The organism is Thalassobaculum sp. (assembly GCF_040219615.1).
Classification (GTDB): domain Bacteria; phylum Pseudomonadota; class Alphaproteobacteria; order Thalassobaculales; family Thalassobaculaceae; genus Thalassobaculum_A.
This window is the reverse complement of the sequence record NZ_JAVJSE010000003.1, coordinates 146,688-162,766: the sequence shown is the minus strand read 5'-3', so window position 1 is coordinate 162,766 and position 16,079 is coordinate 146,688. Positions and strand designations below refer to the sequence as shown.

16 protein-coding genes are annotated in these 16,079 nt (G+C 70.6%); 5 read left to right on the top strand and 11 right to left on the bottom strand.

Annotated elements, in window-relative coordinates; all coding sequences use genetic code 11:
- Window positions 1-3: 3 nt before the first annotated feature.
- The 3 genes from RIC31_RS01410 to alr form a co-directional block, all read right to left on the bottom strand.
- On the bottom strand, window positions 4-780 hold the full coding sequence (locus RIC31_RS01410) for an ABC transporter ATP-binding protein (protein WP_350100305.1): 777 nt from the start codon (window positions 778-780) through the stop codon (window positions 4-6).
- An 8-nt stretch (window positions 781-788) separates the two neighbouring features.
- Window positions 789-1,562, bottom strand: coding sequence for an MlaE family ABC transporter permease (locus tag RIC31_RS01405; RefSeq protein ID WP_350100303.1), 774 nt, complete (start codon window positions 1,560-1,562; stop codon window positions 789-791).
- A 101-nt stretch (window positions 1,563-1,663) separates the two neighbouring features.
- On the bottom strand, window positions 1,664-2,800 hold the full coding sequence (gene alr, locus RIC31_RS01400) for an alanine racemase (protein WP_350100301.1): 1,137 nt from the start codon (window positions 2,798-2,800) through the stop codon (window positions 1,664-1,666).
- A 134-nt stretch (window positions 2,801-2,934) separates the two neighbouring features.
- On the opposite strand from alr, the gene RIC31_RS01395 reads away from it, so the two are divergent.
- The gene (locus RIC31_RS01395) at window positions 2,935-3,741 is read left to right on the top strand and encodes a 2-keto-4-pentenoate hydratase (RefSeq protein ID WP_350100299.1); all 807 of its coding nucleotides are present in this window, start codon (window positions 2,935-2,937) and stop codon (window positions 3,739-3,741) included.
- A gap of 185 nt (window positions 3,742-3,926) precedes the next feature.
- Here RIC31_RS01395 and RIC31_RS01390 read toward each other — a convergent pair whose 3' ends face one another.
- From RIC31_RS01390 to RIC31_RS01380, 3 genes are all read right to left on the bottom strand, one after another.
- Window positions 3,927-5,018 carry a pyridoxal phosphate-dependent aminotransferase gene (locus RIC31_RS01390; protein ID WP_350100297.1) on the bottom strand — a complete coding sequence of 364 codons (1,092 nt, stop codon included), beginning with the start codon at window positions 5,016-5,018 and terminating at the stop codon, window positions 3,927-3,929.
- A gap of 70 nt (window positions 5,019-5,088) precedes the next feature.
- Window positions 5,089-5,940, bottom strand: a complete 852-nt coding sequence (locus RIC31_RS01385; RefSeq protein WP_350100295.1) for a CE1 family esterase — start codon at window positions 5,938-5,940, stop codon at window positions 5,089-5,091.
- Between the two features lie 4 nt (window positions 5,941-5,944).
- Window positions 5,945-6,544 (bottom strand): TVP38/TMEM64 family protein, encoded by a 600-nt coding sequence (locus RIC31_RS01380; protein WP_350100293.1) that lies wholly within the window; start codon window positions 6,542-6,544, stop codon window positions 5,945-5,947.
- A gap of 501 nt (window positions 6,545-7,045) precedes the next feature.
- Between RIC31_RS01380 and RIC31_RS01375 the strand changes: the two genes are divergently transcribed.
- Entirely contained in the window at window positions 7,046-7,774 is a 729-nt protein-coding gene (locus RIC31_RS01375; protein WP_350100291.1) for a DUF2161 family putative PD-(D/E)XK-type phosphodiesterase, read from the top strand.
- Here RIC31_RS01375 and RIC31_RS01370 read toward each other — a convergent pair.
- The 5 genes from RIC31_RS01370 to rpsF all read right to left on the bottom strand — a co-directional run bounded on the left by RIC31_RS01370 (window position 7,756) and on the right by rpsF (window position 11,972).
- The gene (locus RIC31_RS01370) at window positions 7,756-9,252 is read right to left on the bottom strand and encodes a replicative DNA helicase (protein WP_350100289.1); all 1,497 of its coding nucleotides are present in this window, start codon (window positions 9,250-9,252) and stop codon (window positions 7,756-7,758) included. The two genes, RIC31_RS01375 and RIC31_RS01370, sit on opposite strands and share 19 nt — an antisense overlap.
- Before the next feature lie 343 nt (window positions 9,253-9,595).
- Window positions 9,596-10,198: a 50S ribosomal protein L9 gene (rplI, locus tag RIC31_RS01365; protein ID WP_350100287.1), complete on the bottom strand. Its 603-nt coding sequence runs from the start codon at window positions 10,196-10,198 to the stop codon at window positions 9,596-9,598.
- A gap of 78 nt (window positions 10,199-10,276) precedes the next feature.
- Entirely contained in the window at window positions 10,277-11,194 is a 918-nt protein-coding gene (locus tag RIC31_RS01360; RefSeq protein WP_350100284.1) for a DUF2232 domain-containing protein, read from the bottom strand.
- Between the two features lie 43 nt (window positions 11,195-11,237).
- Window positions 11,238-11,492 carry a 30S ribosomal protein S18 gene (rpsR, locus tag RIC31_RS01355; protein WP_350100281.1) on the bottom strand — a complete coding sequence of 85 codons (255 nt, stop codon included), beginning with the start codon at window positions 11,490-11,492 and terminating at the stop codon, window positions 11,238-11,240.
- A gap of 3 nt (window positions 11,493-11,495) precedes the next feature.
- Entirely contained in the window at window positions 11,496-11,972 is a 477-nt protein-coding gene (gene rpsF, locus RIC31_RS01350) for a 30S ribosomal protein S6 (protein ID WP_350100279.1), read from the bottom strand.
- Between the two features lie 316 nt (window positions 11,973-12,288).
- Here rpsF and RIC31_RS01345 point away from each other — a divergent pair, with 316 nt between their 5' ends.
- The 3 genes from RIC31_RS01345 to fabD all read left to right on the top strand — a co-directional run bounded on the left by RIC31_RS01345 (window position 12,289) and on the right by fabD (window position 16,070).
- Complete coding sequence (locus RIC31_RS01345) at window positions 12,289-14,259, top strand: sensor histidine kinase (RefSeq protein WP_350100277.1); 1,971 nt, start codon at window positions 12,289-12,291, stop codon at window positions 14,257-14,259.
- Window positions 14,256-14,993 carry a response regulator transcription factor gene (locus RIC31_RS01340; protein ID WP_350100275.1) on the top strand — a complete coding sequence of 246 codons (738 nt, stop codon included), beginning with the start codon at window positions 14,256-14,258 and terminating at the stop codon, window positions 14,991-14,993. Before RIC31_RS01345 ends, RIC31_RS01340 begins: the two co-directional genes overlap by 4 nt.
- A 117-nt stretch (window positions 14,994-15,110) precedes the next feature.
- The gene (fabD, locus tag RIC31_RS01335; protein ID WP_350100273.1) at window positions 15,111-16,070 is read left to right on the top strand and encodes an ACP S-malonyltransferase; all 960 of its coding nucleotides are present in this window, start codon (window positions 15,111-15,113) and stop codon (window positions 16,068-16,070) included.
- Window positions 16,071-16,079 lie beyond the last annotated feature (9 nt).

The window sequence follows — 16,079 nt, the reverse complement described above, 5'->3', positions numbered from 1 at the left end:
GTCCTACGGCCTCATGACAGCCATCTGGATCGGGCCGTCGGCCCGGCCATGGATGAACTGGTCGACGAACTCGTTGCCGCTCCGGTCGATTTCGGCGACCGGGCCGGCCCAGATGATCTGGCCCTCGTACAGCATGGCCACGCGGTCGGCGATCTTGCGGGCGCTGGCCATGTCGTGGGTGATCGACAGCGCGGAGGCGCCGAGTTCGCGTACGCATTTGACGATCAGGTCGTTGATCACGTCGGCCATGATCGGGTCCAGGCCGGTGGTCGGCTCGTCGAAGAAGATGATCTCCGGCTCGGACGCGATGGCGCGGGCCAGCGCGACCCGCTTCTGCATGCCACCCGACAGTTCCGACGGCGACAGCGTCGCCACGTCCCCGCCCAGCCCGACCTGGGCCAGCTTCTGCAGGGCGATCTCGCGGGCCTGGGGGCGGTCCATGCGCTGCGCCTGGATCAGGCCGAACGCCACGTTCTCCCAGACCGGCAGGGAATCGAACAGCGCGCCGCCCTGAAACAGCATGCCGAACTTCCGCATATAGGCCTCGCGCTCGGCGCGCGGCAGCCCGACGACGTTGCGGCCGTCGATCTCGATGGTGCCGGAATCCGGTTCCATCAGGCCGAGGATGCATTTCAGCAGTACCGACTTGCCGGTGCCGGAGCCACCGATCACCACCACGGACTCGGCCACCCCGACGTCCAGGTCGAGGCCGTTCAGGACCACCTTCGGCCCGAAGCGCTTGTGCAGGTCGCGGATGCGGATTTTCGGCTGCCCGGCCATTCGCCCTCTCAGCCCGAGAAGAACATTTCGGTGATCGCGTAGTTCGCGATCAGGATCATGATCGATGCCGTCACCACGGCGTTGGTGGTCGCGGCCCCCACGCCCTGGGCGCCGCCGCGCGAGTTGTAGCCGTGGTAGCAGCCCATCAGCGCGACGATGAACCCGAACACCGCCGCCTTCACCAGGCCCGATACCACGTCGATCCGCTCCAGGTACTGGATGGTCGACTGGATATAGCTGCCGGCGTTGAAGTCCAGCTTGTAGACGCCGACGACATAGCCGCCGAACACCCCGATGATGTCGCCGATCAGGACCAGGATCGGCAGGCTGACGGTGGCGGCGATCAGCCGGGGCGCGATCAGGTACTTGAACGGGTTGGTCGAAAGTGTGGTCAGGGCGTCGATCTGCTCGGTGACCCGCATGGTGCCGATCTCGGCCGCCATCGCAGCACCCACCCGGCCGGCAACCATCAGCCCGGCCAGCACCGGTGCCAGCTCCCGGGTCATCGACAGGACGACGACGGTGGCCACCGCGCTTTCGGCCGAGAACCGTGAGAAGCCGGTGTAGCTCTGCAGCGCCAGCACCATGCCGGTGAACAGCGTGGTCAGGCCGACGACGGGCAGCGAGTAGTAGCCGATCTCCAGGAACTGCCGGCCGATCAGCCGCGGATACAGCGGCGGCCGCACGCAATGGCCGACGGCACTGCCGACGAACATCGCCAGTCGCCCGAGGGCGACCAGGAACACCAGGAATGCGCTGCCGATCGTGGCGAGCGGGTTCATGCGCCGACCGGTCCTCGCGACCTGCGGAGGGCGGCCTCGTTCGACCCGGACGGGCGCGACGCTGGTTGTAGCATCCGTTGCTTTCTCACGCGGCCTCGCCCTCAAGCAAGTCGGTCACCGGCCGGGGTCTCGACATAGTGTCTGACGTAGCGCCGGCCAAGGGAGGTCAGCAGTTCGTAACCGATGGTGCCGGCGGCGTCGGCAGCATCGTCCGGCGTCACCGACGGTCCCAGCACCTCGACGAACGCGCCCGCAAATGCCTCGGCCGAGGGCACATCGGTGACGTCCACCGTGATCAGATCCATCGAGACGCGTCCTACCACGGGACAACTTCGCCCACCAAGCGCCACCGTTCCGACGCCCGACAGGCTGCGCAGGTATCCGTCGGCGTATCCCGCGGCGACCGTGGCGATCCGGGAGGCCCGGGGGCTCGTCCAACTGCCGCCGTAGCCGACGGCGGTGCCGGCCGTGACCGTCCGGATCTGGAGGATGCGGCCTTCGATTCGCACCGGGCATTCGAGCGGATTGGGGTCCCGGAGGTTCGGCCGGCCGCCGTACAGGGCGATGCCCGGGCGCGCCATGTCGAAGTGGTAGTCCGGCCCCAGGAAGATACCCGAGGAGTTCGCGAAGCTGGCCTTCATGCCCTGGGGCAGGCGCTGGCGAACCTGCCGGAAGCGGGCAAGTTGCCGGGCGTTCGACGGGGCGTCCGGCTCGTCCGCCGACGCCAGGTGCGAGATCAGGTAGAGCCAGTCGACCCCGTCGAGGACGTCCGGCGCCTCGAGCACCCTTTGCCACTCGTCCTCGCCGAGGCCGAGCCGGTTCATCCCGGTGTCGACGTGCAGGATGGCCGGCGGCTTCCGGCCGGCCGTGTCGCCGAAGCGCCGCCAGCGCGCGACCTGGTCCAGCGCGTTCAGGACCGGCACGATCCGGTGCTCGGCGAACACCGCCTCGGTCCCGGGCAGCAGGCCGTTCAGGCAGCACACCGTGGCGTCCGGCACCGCCGGGCGCAGCCGCACCGCTTCCTCCAGTGTCGCGACGAAGAAGACCCGGCAGCCCTCGGCCCACAGCGCCGGCGCTACCCGGTCCGCGCCCAGGCCGTAGCCGTCGGCCTTGACCACCCCGGCGCAGGACACGCCGCCGAGCCGCCGGAGCAGCCGGCGATAGTTCCGCCGGACCGCGCCGAGGTCGATGGTCAGGCGGGACAGGGCCCCCTCGGCTGCGGGATCGCGCGGATTCATGACCGCGAGATATCAACGCATTCCGACAAAGGCAAGGCGGCGGAGGCGCGCACTCTTTCAATCACGGCGCGGCCGACGCATTCTCCCGGCAAAACACGATCGAGCCCACGGGCAAGCTCACGGGGAGGAATGGAATGGCCTACACCCACAGGATCGAGGCCGTCGCCGAGGCTCTGGAGGCCCAGCACGCCAACCGGGACCGGTTCGAGCCGTTGTCGGGGGCGCTGGCGCTGGACACGCTGGACGAGGCCTACGCGGCGCAGCGTGTGCTGATCCAGCGCTGGAGCGCCGGCGCGCGCGGTCCGATCGCCGGCTACAAGATCGCGCTGACCTCGAAGGCGGTGCAGGACCTGGTAGGGGTCGACCACCCCTGCGCCGGGGCGATCTTCGCCTCGAGCGTGCACGACAGCCCCGCCACCGTGAAGCGCGCCGACTTCGTGCGCCTCGGCCTGGAGTTCGAGCTCTGCCTGCGGCTCGGTTCGGCCCTGCCGGGCCGCCCGCAGCCCTACACCGCCGAGAGCGTTCGCGACGCGGTCGACGCCGCGGTGCCGGCCTTCGAGCTGATCGAGGATCGGGCCAGCGATTACTCGAAGCTCGATGCCAACTCGCTGGTGGCCGACAACTGCTGGTGCGGCGGCATCGTGCTGGGTCAGGCGACCGGCGACTGGCGCGACCTCGACCTGGCGTCCAACCCGGTGCGCCTGGAGTATACCAGCGGCGGCAAGACCGAGACCGAGACCGCCGTCACCGGTGCCGCCCTCGGCGACCCACTGAACGCGCTGGCCTGGGTGGCCAACGTGCTGGGGGGGCAGGGGCGGCCGCTGGAGGCCGGCATGTGGGTGATGACCGGCTCGACGCTCAAGACCCGGTTCGCCGAGGTCGGCGACCGCGCGCACTACACGGTCGAGGGCCTCGGCAGCGTCGAGGTCAGCGTGGTGTGACGCCAGACTGAAGCTGGCCCGTCGCTCCGTGGGTTCCGGATGAGCCGCGCGCAGGCGCGTCTCTCCGGACTGACGATATTGGGGGGTCGTCCGGTTCTCTCTTCTCTCTACTTCTTTTCGTCATTCCGGGCGGCCGCGCCGCACTCGGCGCGGGCGAGCCGGAACCCACCCGCGGCTCCCGTCGGTCAAGCCATCGCGTCGAGCGCCGTCAGCAGGGCGTCGTTCTCCTCCGGCGTGCCGATGCTGATCCGCAGCTTGTCGCGCAGCCGGTCCTGGTCGAACCAGCGCACGTAGATGCCGGCGTCGGCCAGCGCCCGGTAGATCGCCCGGGCGTCGCCGCCCGGCACCGTGGCCAGCAGGAAGTTGGTCTCGGATTCCGGCACCTCGTAGCCGCGCTGGACCAGAACCGACCGGACCCGCGCGCGCTCGGCGCGCACAGCGTCCCAGGTCCTGGCCGCCTCGTCGCGATGCCGCAGCGAGGCGGTGGCGAGCGCCTGGGCGACCGCGTCGACGTTGTAGGAGTCCTTGCTCTTGGTCAGCATCGGCGCGACCAGCGCCGGCGCGCCGATCCCGTAGGCGAAGCGCAGGCCGGCGAGCGAGTAGCCCTTGCTCATGGTCCGCAGCAGCAGGACGTTCGGCAGCTCGCGCACCAGCGGCGTCGAGTCGTAGCCGCGAGCCGGGTCGATGAAGTCGACATAGGCCTCGTCCAGCAGCAGCACGCCGTCGAAGGCGCGGGCGACGGCCGCGATCTCAGCGACCGGGGTCAGCCGGCCGGACGGGGCGTGCGGGTTCACCAGCATGGCGAGCCGCGCGCCGGCCGCGTTCCAGCGCTCGGCGATGCCGGCGGGCAGCGACCAGTCGTCGGCCAGCGGCACACGCGCCAGCGGGCTGTCGTTCACCGCCGCCAGCACCGGGTAGAGCGAATAGCCGGGCTCGGCGATGCCGAGCGGGCCGCCCGGCTCCAGGAAGGTGGTGATGGCGAGCCGCAGCAGCTCGTCGCCGCCGTTGGTGGCGATCACGTGGTCCGGGGTGACCCCGTGCAGCCGCGCCGCCTCGGCCCGGAAGCCGTCGGCCATGGCGCTCGGATAGCGGCGCAGGGCGTGACCGTCGATGCTCCGCAGCGCGTCCATCACGGCCTGGCAGGGCGGGTAGGGGTTCTCGTTGGTGTTCAGCTTGGCGACCACCGTGCGGGCCGGCTGCTCGCCGGGCACGTAGCCGGCCATCCGGGCGATGGCGTCGCGTTCGTAGGACGTCGTGGGGGACGTGGTGGGGGACATGGCGGACTCCCGTCGGGCTCGGCCGTGCAAAGACACCGTTTGCGGGCATCTTGCAAGCGGAGAGGCCGCGTCAGCATGGGTCGTCGGCCGCCAGCCGCGACGACACCGCCTCGGCCCAGCCGAACGCCAATTCGGCCCAGCCCTGCGGGATCCTGTGGCCGCCCGGATGCAGGCACAGCCCGAGCTCGCGGCCGCTGCCGCAGCCGGTCCACGCCTCGCAGTCGACGTCGCCGGCCGATGTCGCCCGGACCGGTTTACCGCCGCAGGCGTCCTCGTCGCGCCAGAGCGCCATGCCCTCGCGCACGTCGCCCTGATGGAAGGTCGCGCCGATCGGCCGGCCGGCCATCGGCACCACGGTGTCGGCGGTGCCGTGGGTGTGCAGGAGGTTGACCGGCCCGCCCGGGCACTGGTCGGGATGCGGGCGCCAGAACGCGCCGGCGACCGGCATGAAGGCGGTGAAGGACCGGCCGCGGAAACAGGCGGCGTGCCAGGCCATCGAGCCGCCCTGCGAGAAGCCGGCGGCCCAGCGCCGGCTTCGGTCGACCGGCCAGCGCCGCTCGATGTCGGCGAGCAGGGCGTCGATGAAGGCGCTCTCGTCGCGCCGCGACGACGGCGATCCCTGGTGCGCCCAGCTGCCCCCCAGGCCGTCGGGGGCCACCAGCAGGACGCCGTGGCGGTCGGCGGCCGCTGTCAGCTGGGCGATCGTCATGACCGCCGAGCCCTGCTGGCGGTAGCCGTGGAAGAATACCAGCAGCGGCAGCGGCCTGCGGCCGTCCCAGCCGGCCGGCGGCCGGGCCATGTAGCTGCCGTCGTCGAGCGTGTAGGAGGCGGGTTCGATGGCCCGGGCCGGCGCCGGCGCGACCGCCGTCGGTCCAGCGACGGCGAGGGTCAGCAGCAGGGCGCGTACAGTGGGTCGAGGCATCCGGCTAGCGTGCCTCCCGTCGCCACCAGCGCCGCACCGCCACCGGCAGCAGGGCGACCGCCAGCAGCCCGAGCAGCGGCAGCAGGGTCGCGGGGTCCAGCACCAGGGCGATGTCGAAGCGGGCGGCCTCGGTCAGGCTCTGCAGCCGGCTGCCGATGCCGGCCACGACCACGGTCAGGGGGGCGACGCCGCCGAGGGTGGCCAGGAACACCCAGCGCAGCCGGATATCGACGGCGACCGGCAGCAGGTTGCCGACCCAGGCCGGGACGATCGGCAGGATGCGGATGGCGGCGAGGTAGGCGATGCCGTCGCGGGCCAGGGCTTCCTCGTAGCGGGCGAACCGGCTGCCCCGGATGCGCGCGATCAACCCGGGAAACACCCAGCGGCCGGTCGCGGTCACCCCGACCGCCGCGAATGCCGAGCCGAGCGATGCCAGCACCGGCCCGACGGCCGGCCCGAACAGGAAGCCGGCGGTCAGCATCACCGGGACCCCGCCGGGGACGGGTGTGACCTTGCCGAGGGTGGCGAACAGCAGGAACAGCCCGCCGCCCAGGACCGGGTTGCGCTCGATCCAGGCGGCCATGTCGCGCGACGCCGCGAGCATGGTTGCCGGATCCGGTGCAGCCAGGACGGCGGCTGCGGCCAGGACGAGCAACATCAACCCGATGGTGAGACGAGGTCGTCGGACGATCATGATGCGGCGACCGGCTGCGGCCGGGCGAAACAGGGGGCGGACATGGATCTCAGATGCCATCGCGACCGCCGCGCGTCCAGTCGAGCCGGGCGGAATTCCGAGTCGCGGGTGTTGAGTCTATCGAAGGTCGTGTGCCAACTGTTTGAAACGGAATAATTTCTGCGACGGGCTTGTCCGGTGAACGAGGCGACCCCACACTTTTCTCATCAGCGTTCAACAGCAGAAAGGAGGTGATCCGATGTCGAGTGAGATCGCGGTGCGGGTCGAACCCGCGTGCCTGGATCGGATGTCGGAGCAGCCTTCGGCCGACGTGTGAGGCACGACCAACGGTTCGAGCCAACCGGCTCACGGAAGGGCCGCCTCTCGGGGCGGCCCTTCTCCGTTCCCGGACCTGCCGAGGGATAGCCGCCGATGCGCGAGACCGACCTGGCGGCCCCGGTGGCGGCGTTCCTGGCCGGCCAGGGCTACGAGGTGAAGAGCGAGGTCGGCAGCTGCGACCTGGTGGCGATGCGCGGCGGCGAGCCGCCGGTGCTGGTCGAGCTGAAGAGCCGGTTCTCCCTCGACCTGCTGTTGCAGGGCGTCGACCGGCTGGCCGTCTCGGATGCCGTCTACCTGGCGTTCCCGGCCGAGACCGCGGGCGGCGCCTGGAAGCGGCGGCGGCGCTCGCTGCTGAAGACCTGCCGGCGCCTCGGGCTCGGCATCCTGGTGCTGCGCGCCCAGCCGGACGGCGGCTATGCGGTGCTGCCGGAACTCGACCCGGCGCCGTACCGGCCGCGCCCCGACGGCAAGCGCCGGCGCCGTCTGCTCAAGGAATTCGCCAACCGGGTCGGCGACCCCAACACCGGCGGCTCGACCCGGGTCAAGATCGTCACCGCCTATCGCCAGGACGCGCTGCGCCTGGCGGCGGCGCTCGCCGGGGACGCGGTGCTGCCGGTGGCGGCACTGCGGCCGCTGGCCCGCTCGGTGCCCGCCGCCCGGCTGCTGCAGCAGAACGTCTACGGCTGGTTCGAGCGCGAACGGCGCGGCCACTACCGGCTGACGCCGGTCGGTGCCGCGGCGCTGGCGACGTTTACCGAGGTGGTGCGGGAGCTGGCCGAGGCCGATTTGCGGCCCGCCGAGCCTCAGTGCGCCGGGATGTGATCCTCGGAGATGTAGTTCGAGAACCGCGTGGTCGCGCCCTCGAAGTGCAGGGTCACGGTGCCGGTCGGGCCGTGGCGCTGCTTGGAGATGATCACCTCGGCCTTGCCGTAGGCCTTCTCGCAGCGTTCCAGCCACTGCTCGTGGCGGTCGTGGAACTTCTCCGGGCTCTCGTCGGCGCGCTGTACCGGTTCGGCCTTCTGCAGGTAGTACTCCTCGCGGAAGATGAACATGACCACGTCGGCGTCCTGCTCGATCGATCCGGACTCGCGAAGGTCGGCCAGGATCGGCCGCTTGTCCTCGCGCTGCTCGACCGCTCGGCTGAGCTGCGACAGCGCCACCACCGGCACGTTCAGCTCCTTGGCGACCGCCTTCAGGCCCTGGGAGATCATCGAGATCTCCTGCACCCGGTTGTCGATCCGCATGCCCGGCGACGGCCGCATCAGCTGCAGGTAGTCGACCACGATCATCGACAGGCCGTGCTGGCGCTTCAGGCGTCGCGCCCGGGTGCGCAGGGTCGAGATCGGGATCGCCGGGGTGTCGTCGATGTAGATCGGCGTGCGCTCGAGGTCCTGGCTGGCCTGGACCAGCAGGCCGAAGTCCTCGTCCACCAGCTGGCCGCGGCGCAGCTTCTCGGACGAGATGTTGGTGCGCTCGGCGAGAATACGGGTGGCGAGCTGCTCGGACGACATTTCGAGCGAGAAGAACGCCACCGGCTGGCGCGGCTGGCTCGGGTCGCGCAGGTTGGCGGTGGCGACGTTGAACGCGATGTTGGTGGCCAGCGAGGTCTTTCCCATGGCCGGCCGGGCCGCCAGGATCAGCAGGTCGGAGTTGTGCAGGCCGCCCAGCAGGTTGTCGAGGTCGAGGAGGCCGGTGGACAGGCCGGCAAGGCCGCCCTCGCGGCGGAACGCCGCCTCGGCCATCGCCACCGACTCGGTCATCGCGGTCTTCAGCTCGGTGAACCCGCCGTCCGACTGGCCGTTGTCGGCCAGGTTGAACAGATGCGCCTCGGCCTTCTCGATCTGCTCGGGCGCCGGGCTGTCCAGGTCGCGCGAGAAGGCATCGTTGACGATGGTCTCGCCGATCTCGATCAGCTGCCGGCGCAGGAAGCAGTCGCGGATCTCCCGGCCGTAGTCCTCGGCGTTGATGACGGTGACGACCGAGGCGGCCAGCCGCACGAGATAGGAGGCGCCGCCGACGTCCCGCAGGGACTCGTCCTGGTCGAAAAGGCCCTTCAGGGTGACCGGCGTGGCGATCTGGCCGCGGTCGATCAGCCGCCCGCAAGCCTCGAAGATGCGGCCGTTCACCGGATCGGCGAAATGCTCGGCGACCAGGAACTCGGAAACCCGCTCATAGGCGCGGTTGTTGATCAGGATCGCGCCCAACAGCGCCTGCTCGGCCTCCAGGTTGTGCGGCGGCTCGCGGTGGGCGGCCGGCTCGACACCGGGAAACAGCGCAACGCGGGAATCGGGTTCGGGCATGGTCTCGTTTGTGCCGGTTGTTTTCCAGGAGGCGGGCCGGCGATTCTACCAGCAACTGACGAGCATACTAACCGATAGCCCTTCGATGCCCGTCAGACCAGTGGGTTGGGCCTGAGGAACGCGGGGACGAATCGGGCGCGGCCTGTGGAGCGTTGCCGCAACCCATTGGCCGGTCACGCGGCTCGCCGGAACCGGGTGTGGACAGTGCGGGAGCGGAAAGGTCGGCCGGAAGCCGGGCAGGGGACGGAGCCGGAAAAACGCGACGACCCGCGCGGGCTTCCCCGGCGGGTCGTCGGCAATGCTGTCGGTGCGGCCGCGACCGGCCGCACGTCGATCGGCCCGATCAGGCCTCGGTGTTCTCGGTCGCGGCTTCCGCCTCGACCGGAGCTTCCTCGGCGACCTGGGCGGTCCGCTCGGCCGCCTCGGTGGCGCGGTCGAACTCGTCCTCCATGGTCTCGCGGTCGAGCGCCCGGCCGAGCTTGGCCTGGGTCTCGGCCTCGTCCGGCGTGCGGGCGATGTTGACGGTGACCGTCACCGCGACCTCCGGGTGCAGCTGCACCCGGACCGGCTCCAGGCCGAGCTGCTTCAGCGCCTTGTCGAGGCGAACCTGCGAGCGCCCGACGGTCACGCCGGCCTCGGTGATCGCGTCGGCGACGTCACGCGCGGTGACCGAGCCGTAGAGCTGGCCGCTCTCGCTGGCGGCGCGTACGAGCACCACCGACAGGCCGTCGAGCGTCTTTGCGACCTGCGAGGCCTCGCCCTTGCGCTCCAGGTTCTGGGCCTCGAGCTGGGCGCGACGCTCCTCGAACACCTTGCGGTTGCCGTCGGTGGCGCGCAGCGCCTTCTTCTGCGGCAGCAGGAAATTCCGGGCGAACCCGGCCTTCACCTTCACAACCTCGCCCATCTGGCCGAGGCTCTCGATCCGCTCCAGCAGGATGACTTCCATCGTCCTCACTCCTCGTCATGCGGGGCCGCGGCCCCGGGAGGTGCCCTCAGCACCCCGTCTGTTCTCATCGAACGCCCGTCAAACCATGGGCGCTGCGGGGGGCGGGCCGGCCCGTCCGCGGAAATCGAAGATCGCATCCAGCAGCCCGATCAGCGCCAGGATCACGGCCGGCCAGCCGAACACCAGGAGCAGCACGTACAACATGCCAAGCCAGAGGCCCGGGGATCCGGAGCGTCGCAGCGACCAGTGCATGAGCGACAGGCCGCCGAAGAACAGCGGCAGCGCCGCCACCGGCACCAGGTTGCTCCCCAGGAACCCGAGCCCTCCGGGCAGGAACGCCAGCACGAGCGTGACGGCGAAGACCGTCACCATCACCCGCGGTAGCCGGATCGACGCGATGTCGGGCGACGGCAGGCGATTCTTGCCGAACCGCCTGAGCACGCCCTGCGCCAGCGCCCCGTTGATCGCGATCAGCATGGCCCAGGACATCGCCGCCATGGCCGGCAACAGGCCGACCACCGCCTCGACGAACTCCCGCCACTGCGGCGGCGTGTTGCCCGCCGGATCGACGACCGAGTCGATCAGCGCCGGCTCCAACTCGCCCCTGATCACCCCCTGCAGCCCGCCCTCCTGCATGCCGAAGTACAGCGCGGCTGCCAGGATCGGCGCTGCCGCGCAGGCCGTCAGCATGATCACCAGCCGATCCGGCCGGTCGGGAGACCGCTCCGCCTGCCAGATCAGCAAGGCCGCCGGCAGGGCGTTGACGATTCCGTAGTAGAGACCGGCCGTGGTGCTGATCGACAGCAGGATGGCGAAGGTGGCCGCCGCCCCGCTCGCCGCCCCGTGGAACGCGCCCCAGGACAGCCCAACCAGAAACAGCGGCAGGGTCGCCAGCACCGCCAGCAGCATGCCGCCCGGCGAACCCGCGGGCGCGCCGAACAGCAGCAGTGCGCTTGTCGCTGCCGCCGCTCCGACTGGGAGCCATCCGGAGTTCATCGATCATGACCGTTCGTCTGGCGATCGGGCCGGCCGCCTCACGTCACTTCAGGACGTAGGGCAGCAGGGCCAGGAAGCGCGCGCGCTTGATGGCGCGGGCCATCTCACGCTGCTTCTTGGCCGACACGGCGGTGATCCGGCTCGGCACGATCTTGCCGCGCTCGGACACGAAGCGGGACAGCAGCTTGGTGTCCTTGTAGTCGATCGCGGGCGCGCTCTGGCCCGAGAACGGGCAGGACTTGCGACGGCGCATGAAAGGACGGCGAACGGCCGCCCGGGCAATCTGAAGCTGGCTCATGGATTATTCCCCCTGCTCTTCGCGCTCACCGTCGCGCGGACGGCGATCGCCACGGTCACCGCGATCGCCGCGGTCGCCACGATCCCCGCGGTCGCCGCGGTCACCACGATCGCCCCGGTCGCCGAAGCGGTCGCCGCGGCGGCCGCGATCGCGGTCCGACTTCGCCTGCATCATGACGGACGGACCCTCCTCGAGGGCGTCGACCTTGATGGTGAGGTAGCGCAGGATGTCCTCGTTCAGGCGCATGATGCGCTCCATCTCGGAGATCGCCGCCGACGGTGCCTCGAGATTGAACAGAACGTAGTGGCCCTTCCGGTTCTTCTTGATCCGGGAGGCGAGGCTGCGAAGGCCCCAGGATTCGCGCTTCTTGATCTCCCCGCCGCCGGTCGTGACGATCTCAGCGAACTGGTCCGTCAGCTGATCGACCTGGGCAGAAGAGATGTCCTGGCGTGCGATGAACACGCTCTCGTAGTACGGCATTGCGCACTCCTTGTGGATGTTGCGTCCCGAGCATCACCCCGGGGACAAAGCCGGCGGGGCAAGCCCGTTCCGGCAAGGAGCTATGTCACCGGACGCCAGGGGCGGCCGGAAGGCGCGCACTATACGCATCGCGCCGGCCCGCGCAAGCGGAATAGCGGCGCCGGCCGGTTCTCGGAAAACGCTTGATTGCCTCGTCGCTTGCCGTCAACTCTCGGCCGGCCGCTGCCGGGCGGCCGGAATGGTTGCTGGGAGAATGCGTTTGGCGGCATTGACGGGGGGCGCTCGCCTCGTTCTGCAATTTTGCGGTGTTCTGAGCGTGTTGTATTTCGCGCTGGTGACGGATGCCGCGCAGGCCGAGCCGGTCGTCGGCGTGGCCGGCGACGACGTCAAGGTTGCCCTGGTTCCGCGCACCGCCCTGATCGACCCGGACGGCAGCCTGGCTCCCGCCGAGGCGGCGGACCGGCTGGCGGCAGCCGACGCAAAGGTCGAGACCCGGGTGTTCAGCCGGGGATACATCCCGGACACGCTGTGGTCCCGTATCGTCCTGGATGTCGCACCCGAGGCCGCGGGGCGCTGGTATCTGAGCCTCGAACTGCCGAACTTCGATCGGCTCCAGGTCTTCACGGTGACCGCACCCGGTTCCGACCCGGTGCCGTTCGTGGTGCTCGGCGACCGGGTGCCGGAGCCGACGGACATCCGCACGCGGTTCCACATCGCGCCGATCGACCTTCCGCCGGGCCGGACCGTGCTGCTGCTGCGCGGCCAGACCGGCAGCACGATGACGCTCGACGTCAAGCTCCGGAAGCTCGACGCGCTGCTGGTCGAGGAACAGGACTTCTTCGCGCTGCAGGCCTTCTATCTGGGCATCGCGGCGATCTTCGGCCTGTCGGCTCTCGGGCTGTTCGCCTACGCGCGGCAATCCATCTATCTCGTCTACGTGGTCGGGCTGACCGCCCACACGCTCCTGTGGCTGCTCATCAACGGGACCGGGCCGGGGCATCTCTGGCCGACGCTGGCGCGGACGGTGCACGTCGATCCGCACCCGTTCATCGGGCTGACGGTGTACGCGACCGGGGCCTTCGCCGCCAATTTCCTGTCGACTACGCGGGTTCCGGCATCGGTTTGCATCGCGCTTCGGGGCATGGCCGCCCTGGGGCTGCTGCTGGCACTGGTCGGCGCCCTGGTGCCCGAGGGCTACGTCTACTGGTCGCACGCCCTCGTCAGCACCATCATATTGCCGGTCCTGGCGGTTCTGTTCGGGTTGACCGGGATCGGGCTGTACCGGGGCGAGCCGGCGGCGCGGCCGCTCATGCTGACCTGGCTCGGCCTTGTCGGTGCCGTCGTGTTCGCATTGCTGCGGGATCTGGGCGTCGTGCCGAGCAACACCTTCACTCTGACCGGAGCGCAGCTCGGCTCGGTCTTCGAGATGGTGATCTTCGCCTACATGCTGGTGGCGCGCCTCGGGCAGTTGCAGCGCGAGAAGGAGCAGATCCAGCGCGAGGCGCTGGCAGCGGCGCGCGAGCAGGAGACGATCCTGGCGAGACGGGTCGCCGATCGCACGGCGGCGCTGCAGGCGGCGGTCGAGCGCGAGCGCGACGCCCGCCGCCTGCAGCAGCAGTTCGTCGCCATGGTCAGTCACGAGTTCCGCACGCCGCTCGCCATCATCGACGGTGCGGCCCAGAACGTCGCGGTCAAGGAGGCCGGGAGCCGCGGTCGGGTCGAGAAGATCCGGGCCGCGGTCCGGCGGCTGCTGCGGATGATCGACACCTGCCTGCTGGACGAGCGGATCGAGGGCGGCACGATCCAGCTGCGGTCCGAACGCTTCGATCTGCGCGATCTGCTGGACGACGCGGTTGAGGTGTTCCGGGCCGCTGCGCCCGACCGCGCCTTCGACGTCCGGGTACCGGCGGTGCCCGTCCCGGTGCGTGCGGATCCGAGACTGACGGAGATCGCCGTCGGGAATCTACTCGAGAACGCCGTGAAGTACTCGCCGCAGGGTTCGACCGTCGCTGTGGAGGTCGCGCCGCGGGCGGACGGCGTGGAACTGGCCGTGACCGACGAGGGGCCGGGCGTACCGGCGGAGGATCGCGAGCGCGTCTTCGAAAAGTACCATCGTGCGGGGAACACCGCGGGAACGGCCGGCGCCGGCCTCGGCCTGCATCTCGTCCGGTCGATCACCGATGCGCATGGCGGCTCGGTGCGTTGCGAGGCCGGGGCGGCCGAGGGCGGCCGTTTCGTCATCTGGCTGCCCTATGAAGTCACCGGATCGCGGGAGGTGGCCGAGTGACGGGCGAGACATCCGGGCGACCGGTCGCGGTCGTGGTGGTCGAGGACGAGCGGGACCTGCGCGAGGAGGTGGTCGACTTCCTGACCGACTCCGGACTGGCGGTTCGCGGGGCCGCGAACGGGGCCGAACTCGAACGGCTGCTCGGCGAAGCGCCGGCCGACGTGGTGGTGCTGGACCTCGGCCTGCCGAGCGAGGACGGGATCTCGATCGCCGCGCGTCTGCAGGCGCGACCCGCCGCGCCGGGGATCGTCATGATGACCGCGCGCGGCCGGGTCGAGGAACGCATCCTGGGATACCAGACCGGAGCCGACATCTACCTGGTCAAGCCGGTGGACTACGGCGAATTGATCGCCGCGATCCATGCGACCCTCCGCAACCGGTCGGCGGTCGACCGCGTGGCACCGGCCGGCGAGGCGGCGCCGGGCCTGGCGTGGCGCTACGACCCGGCCGAGTGGCGACTGTCGGCGCCGTCCGGCGCCTCGGTCCGGCTGACCCGCGCGGAGGCGCAGGTGTTGGACTGCCTGACCGACGATCCGGGGCGTCCGGTGTCGCGCGACACGATCGGCCTGCGCATGGGCAAGATCGCCGACCTTGGCGAGCACCGGTACGTAGACCAGGTGGTCAGCCGGCTGCGCCGCAAGGTAGCCTCCGAACTCGGCTGGGAAGCCCCGATCGGATCGGCGCACGGCCAGGGATACTACATCGTCGGGTCGATCATGCGGGCCGACGACTGACGCCGGCGAGGGGCTGCAAGCCCGCCCTCTTCGCCTTGACATCCCTGCCCGTCGGGCGCATGTCCCCGGCCGCAAATGGCGGTAATCCGCCCAACGAGATCGGAACGGGGAGACAGCATGGGCGACATGCGAACCGGCCGGGCCTTCGTGTTCCCGGGCCAGGGCAGCCAGGCGGTCGGCATGGGCAAGGACCTTGCCGACGCCTATCCGGTGGCGCGCGCGGTGTTCCAGGAGGTCGACGACGCGCTGGGCGAGGCGCTGTCCGGGCTGATGTGGGATGGGCCGGACGACCGGCTGACCCTGACGGCCAACGCGCAGCCGGCGCTGATGGCGGTGAGCCTGGCGGTGGTGCGGGTCCTGGAGAGCGAGAGCGGCAAGGGCATCGCCGAGCTGTGCGACTACGTCGCCGGGCATTCCCTGGGCGAATACTCGGCGCTGGCTGCCGCGGGCACCTTCGACGTGGCCACCACGGCGCGGCTGCTGCGCCTGCGCGGCGAGGCCATGCAGAAGGCGGTGCCGGTCGGTGTCGGGGCCATGGCGGCCCTGATCGGCGTGGAGCTGGAGGTCGCCCAGGCCCTGGCGGCGGCGGCGGCCGAGGGCGAGGTCTGCGACATCGCCAACGACAACGGCGGCGGCCAGGTCGTGCTGTCGGGCCATGCCGGCGCGATCGACCGGGCGGTGGCGCTGGCCCCGCAGCATGGCATCAAGCGGGCCCTGAAGCTGACGGTCAGCGCGCCGTTCCACTGCGCCTTGATGGCGCCGGCCGCCGACACCATGGCCGAGGCCCTGGCGACGGCCGATCCGCGGCCGCCGGTGGTGCCGGTGGTCGCCAACGTCAGCGCGACTCCCTCGAGCGATCCCGACGTCATCCGCCGGCAACTGGTCGAGCAGGTGACCGGTCGGGTACGCTGGCGCGAGTCGGTGGCGTCGTTCGGCGGGCTCGGCATCCGCTCGGTGGTCGAGCTCGGCTCCGGCAAGGTGCTTTCCGGCCTGGTGCGGCGCATCGACAAGGAGCTGGAGGCCGTCTCGATCAACGGACCGGCTGACGTCGACGCCTTCCTGGCGTCCATCGGCTGATCGCAAGGG

Coding starts and splice junctions, on each gene's coding strand:
- RIC31_RS01410 (WP_350100305.1), bottom strand. CDS start 780: ATGGCCGGGCAGCCGAAAATCCGCATCCGCGACCTGCACAAGCGCTTC.
- RIC31_RS01405 (WP_350100303.1), bottom strand. CDS start 1,562: ATGAACCCGCTCGCCACGATCGGCAGCGCATTCCTGGTGTTCCTGGTC.
- alr (WP_350100301.1), bottom strand. CDS start 2,800: ATGAATCCGCGCGATCCCGCAGCCGAGGGGGCCCTGTCCCGCCTGACC.
- RIC31_RS01395 (WP_350100299.1), top strand. CDS start 2,935: ATGGCCTACACCCACAGGATCGAGGCCGTCGCCGAGGCTCTGGAGGCC.
- RIC31_RS01390 (WP_350100297.1), bottom strand. CDS start 5,018: ATGTCCCCCACCACGTCCCCCACGACGTCCTACGAACGCGACGCCATC.
- RIC31_RS01385 (WP_350100295.1), bottom strand. CDS start 5,940: ATGCCTCGACCCACTGTACGCGCCCTGCTGCTGACCCTCGCCGTCGCT.
- RIC31_RS01380 (WP_350100293.1), bottom strand. CDS start 6,544: ATGCTCGCGGCGTCGCGCGACATGGCCGCCTGGATCGAGCGCAACCCG.
- RIC31_RS01375 (WP_350100291.1), top strand. CDS start 7,046: ATGCGCGAGACCGACCTGGCGGCCCCGGTGGCGGCGTTCCTGGCCGGC.
- RIC31_RS01370 (WP_350100289.1), bottom strand. CDS start 9,252: ATGCCCGAACCCGATTCCCGCGTTGCGCTGTTTCCCGGTGTCGAGCCG.
- rplI (WP_350100287.1), bottom strand. CDS start 10,198: ATGGAAGTCATCCTGCTGGAGCGGATCGAGAGCCTCGGCCAGATGGGC.
- RIC31_RS01360 (WP_350100284.1), bottom strand. CDS start 11,194: ATGAACTCCGGATGGCTCCCAGTCGGAGCGGCGGCAGCGACAAGCGCA.
- rpsR (WP_350100281.1), bottom strand. CDS start 11,492: ATGAGCCAGCTTCAGATTGCCCGGGCGGCCGTTCGCCGTCCTTTCATG.
- rpsF (WP_350100279.1), bottom strand. CDS start 11,972: ATGCCGTACTACGAGAGCGTGTTCATCGCACGCCAGGACATCTCTTCT.
- fabD (WP_350100273.1), top strand. CDS start 15,111: ATGGGCGACATGCGAACCGGCCGGGCCTTCGTGTTCCCGGGCCAGGGC.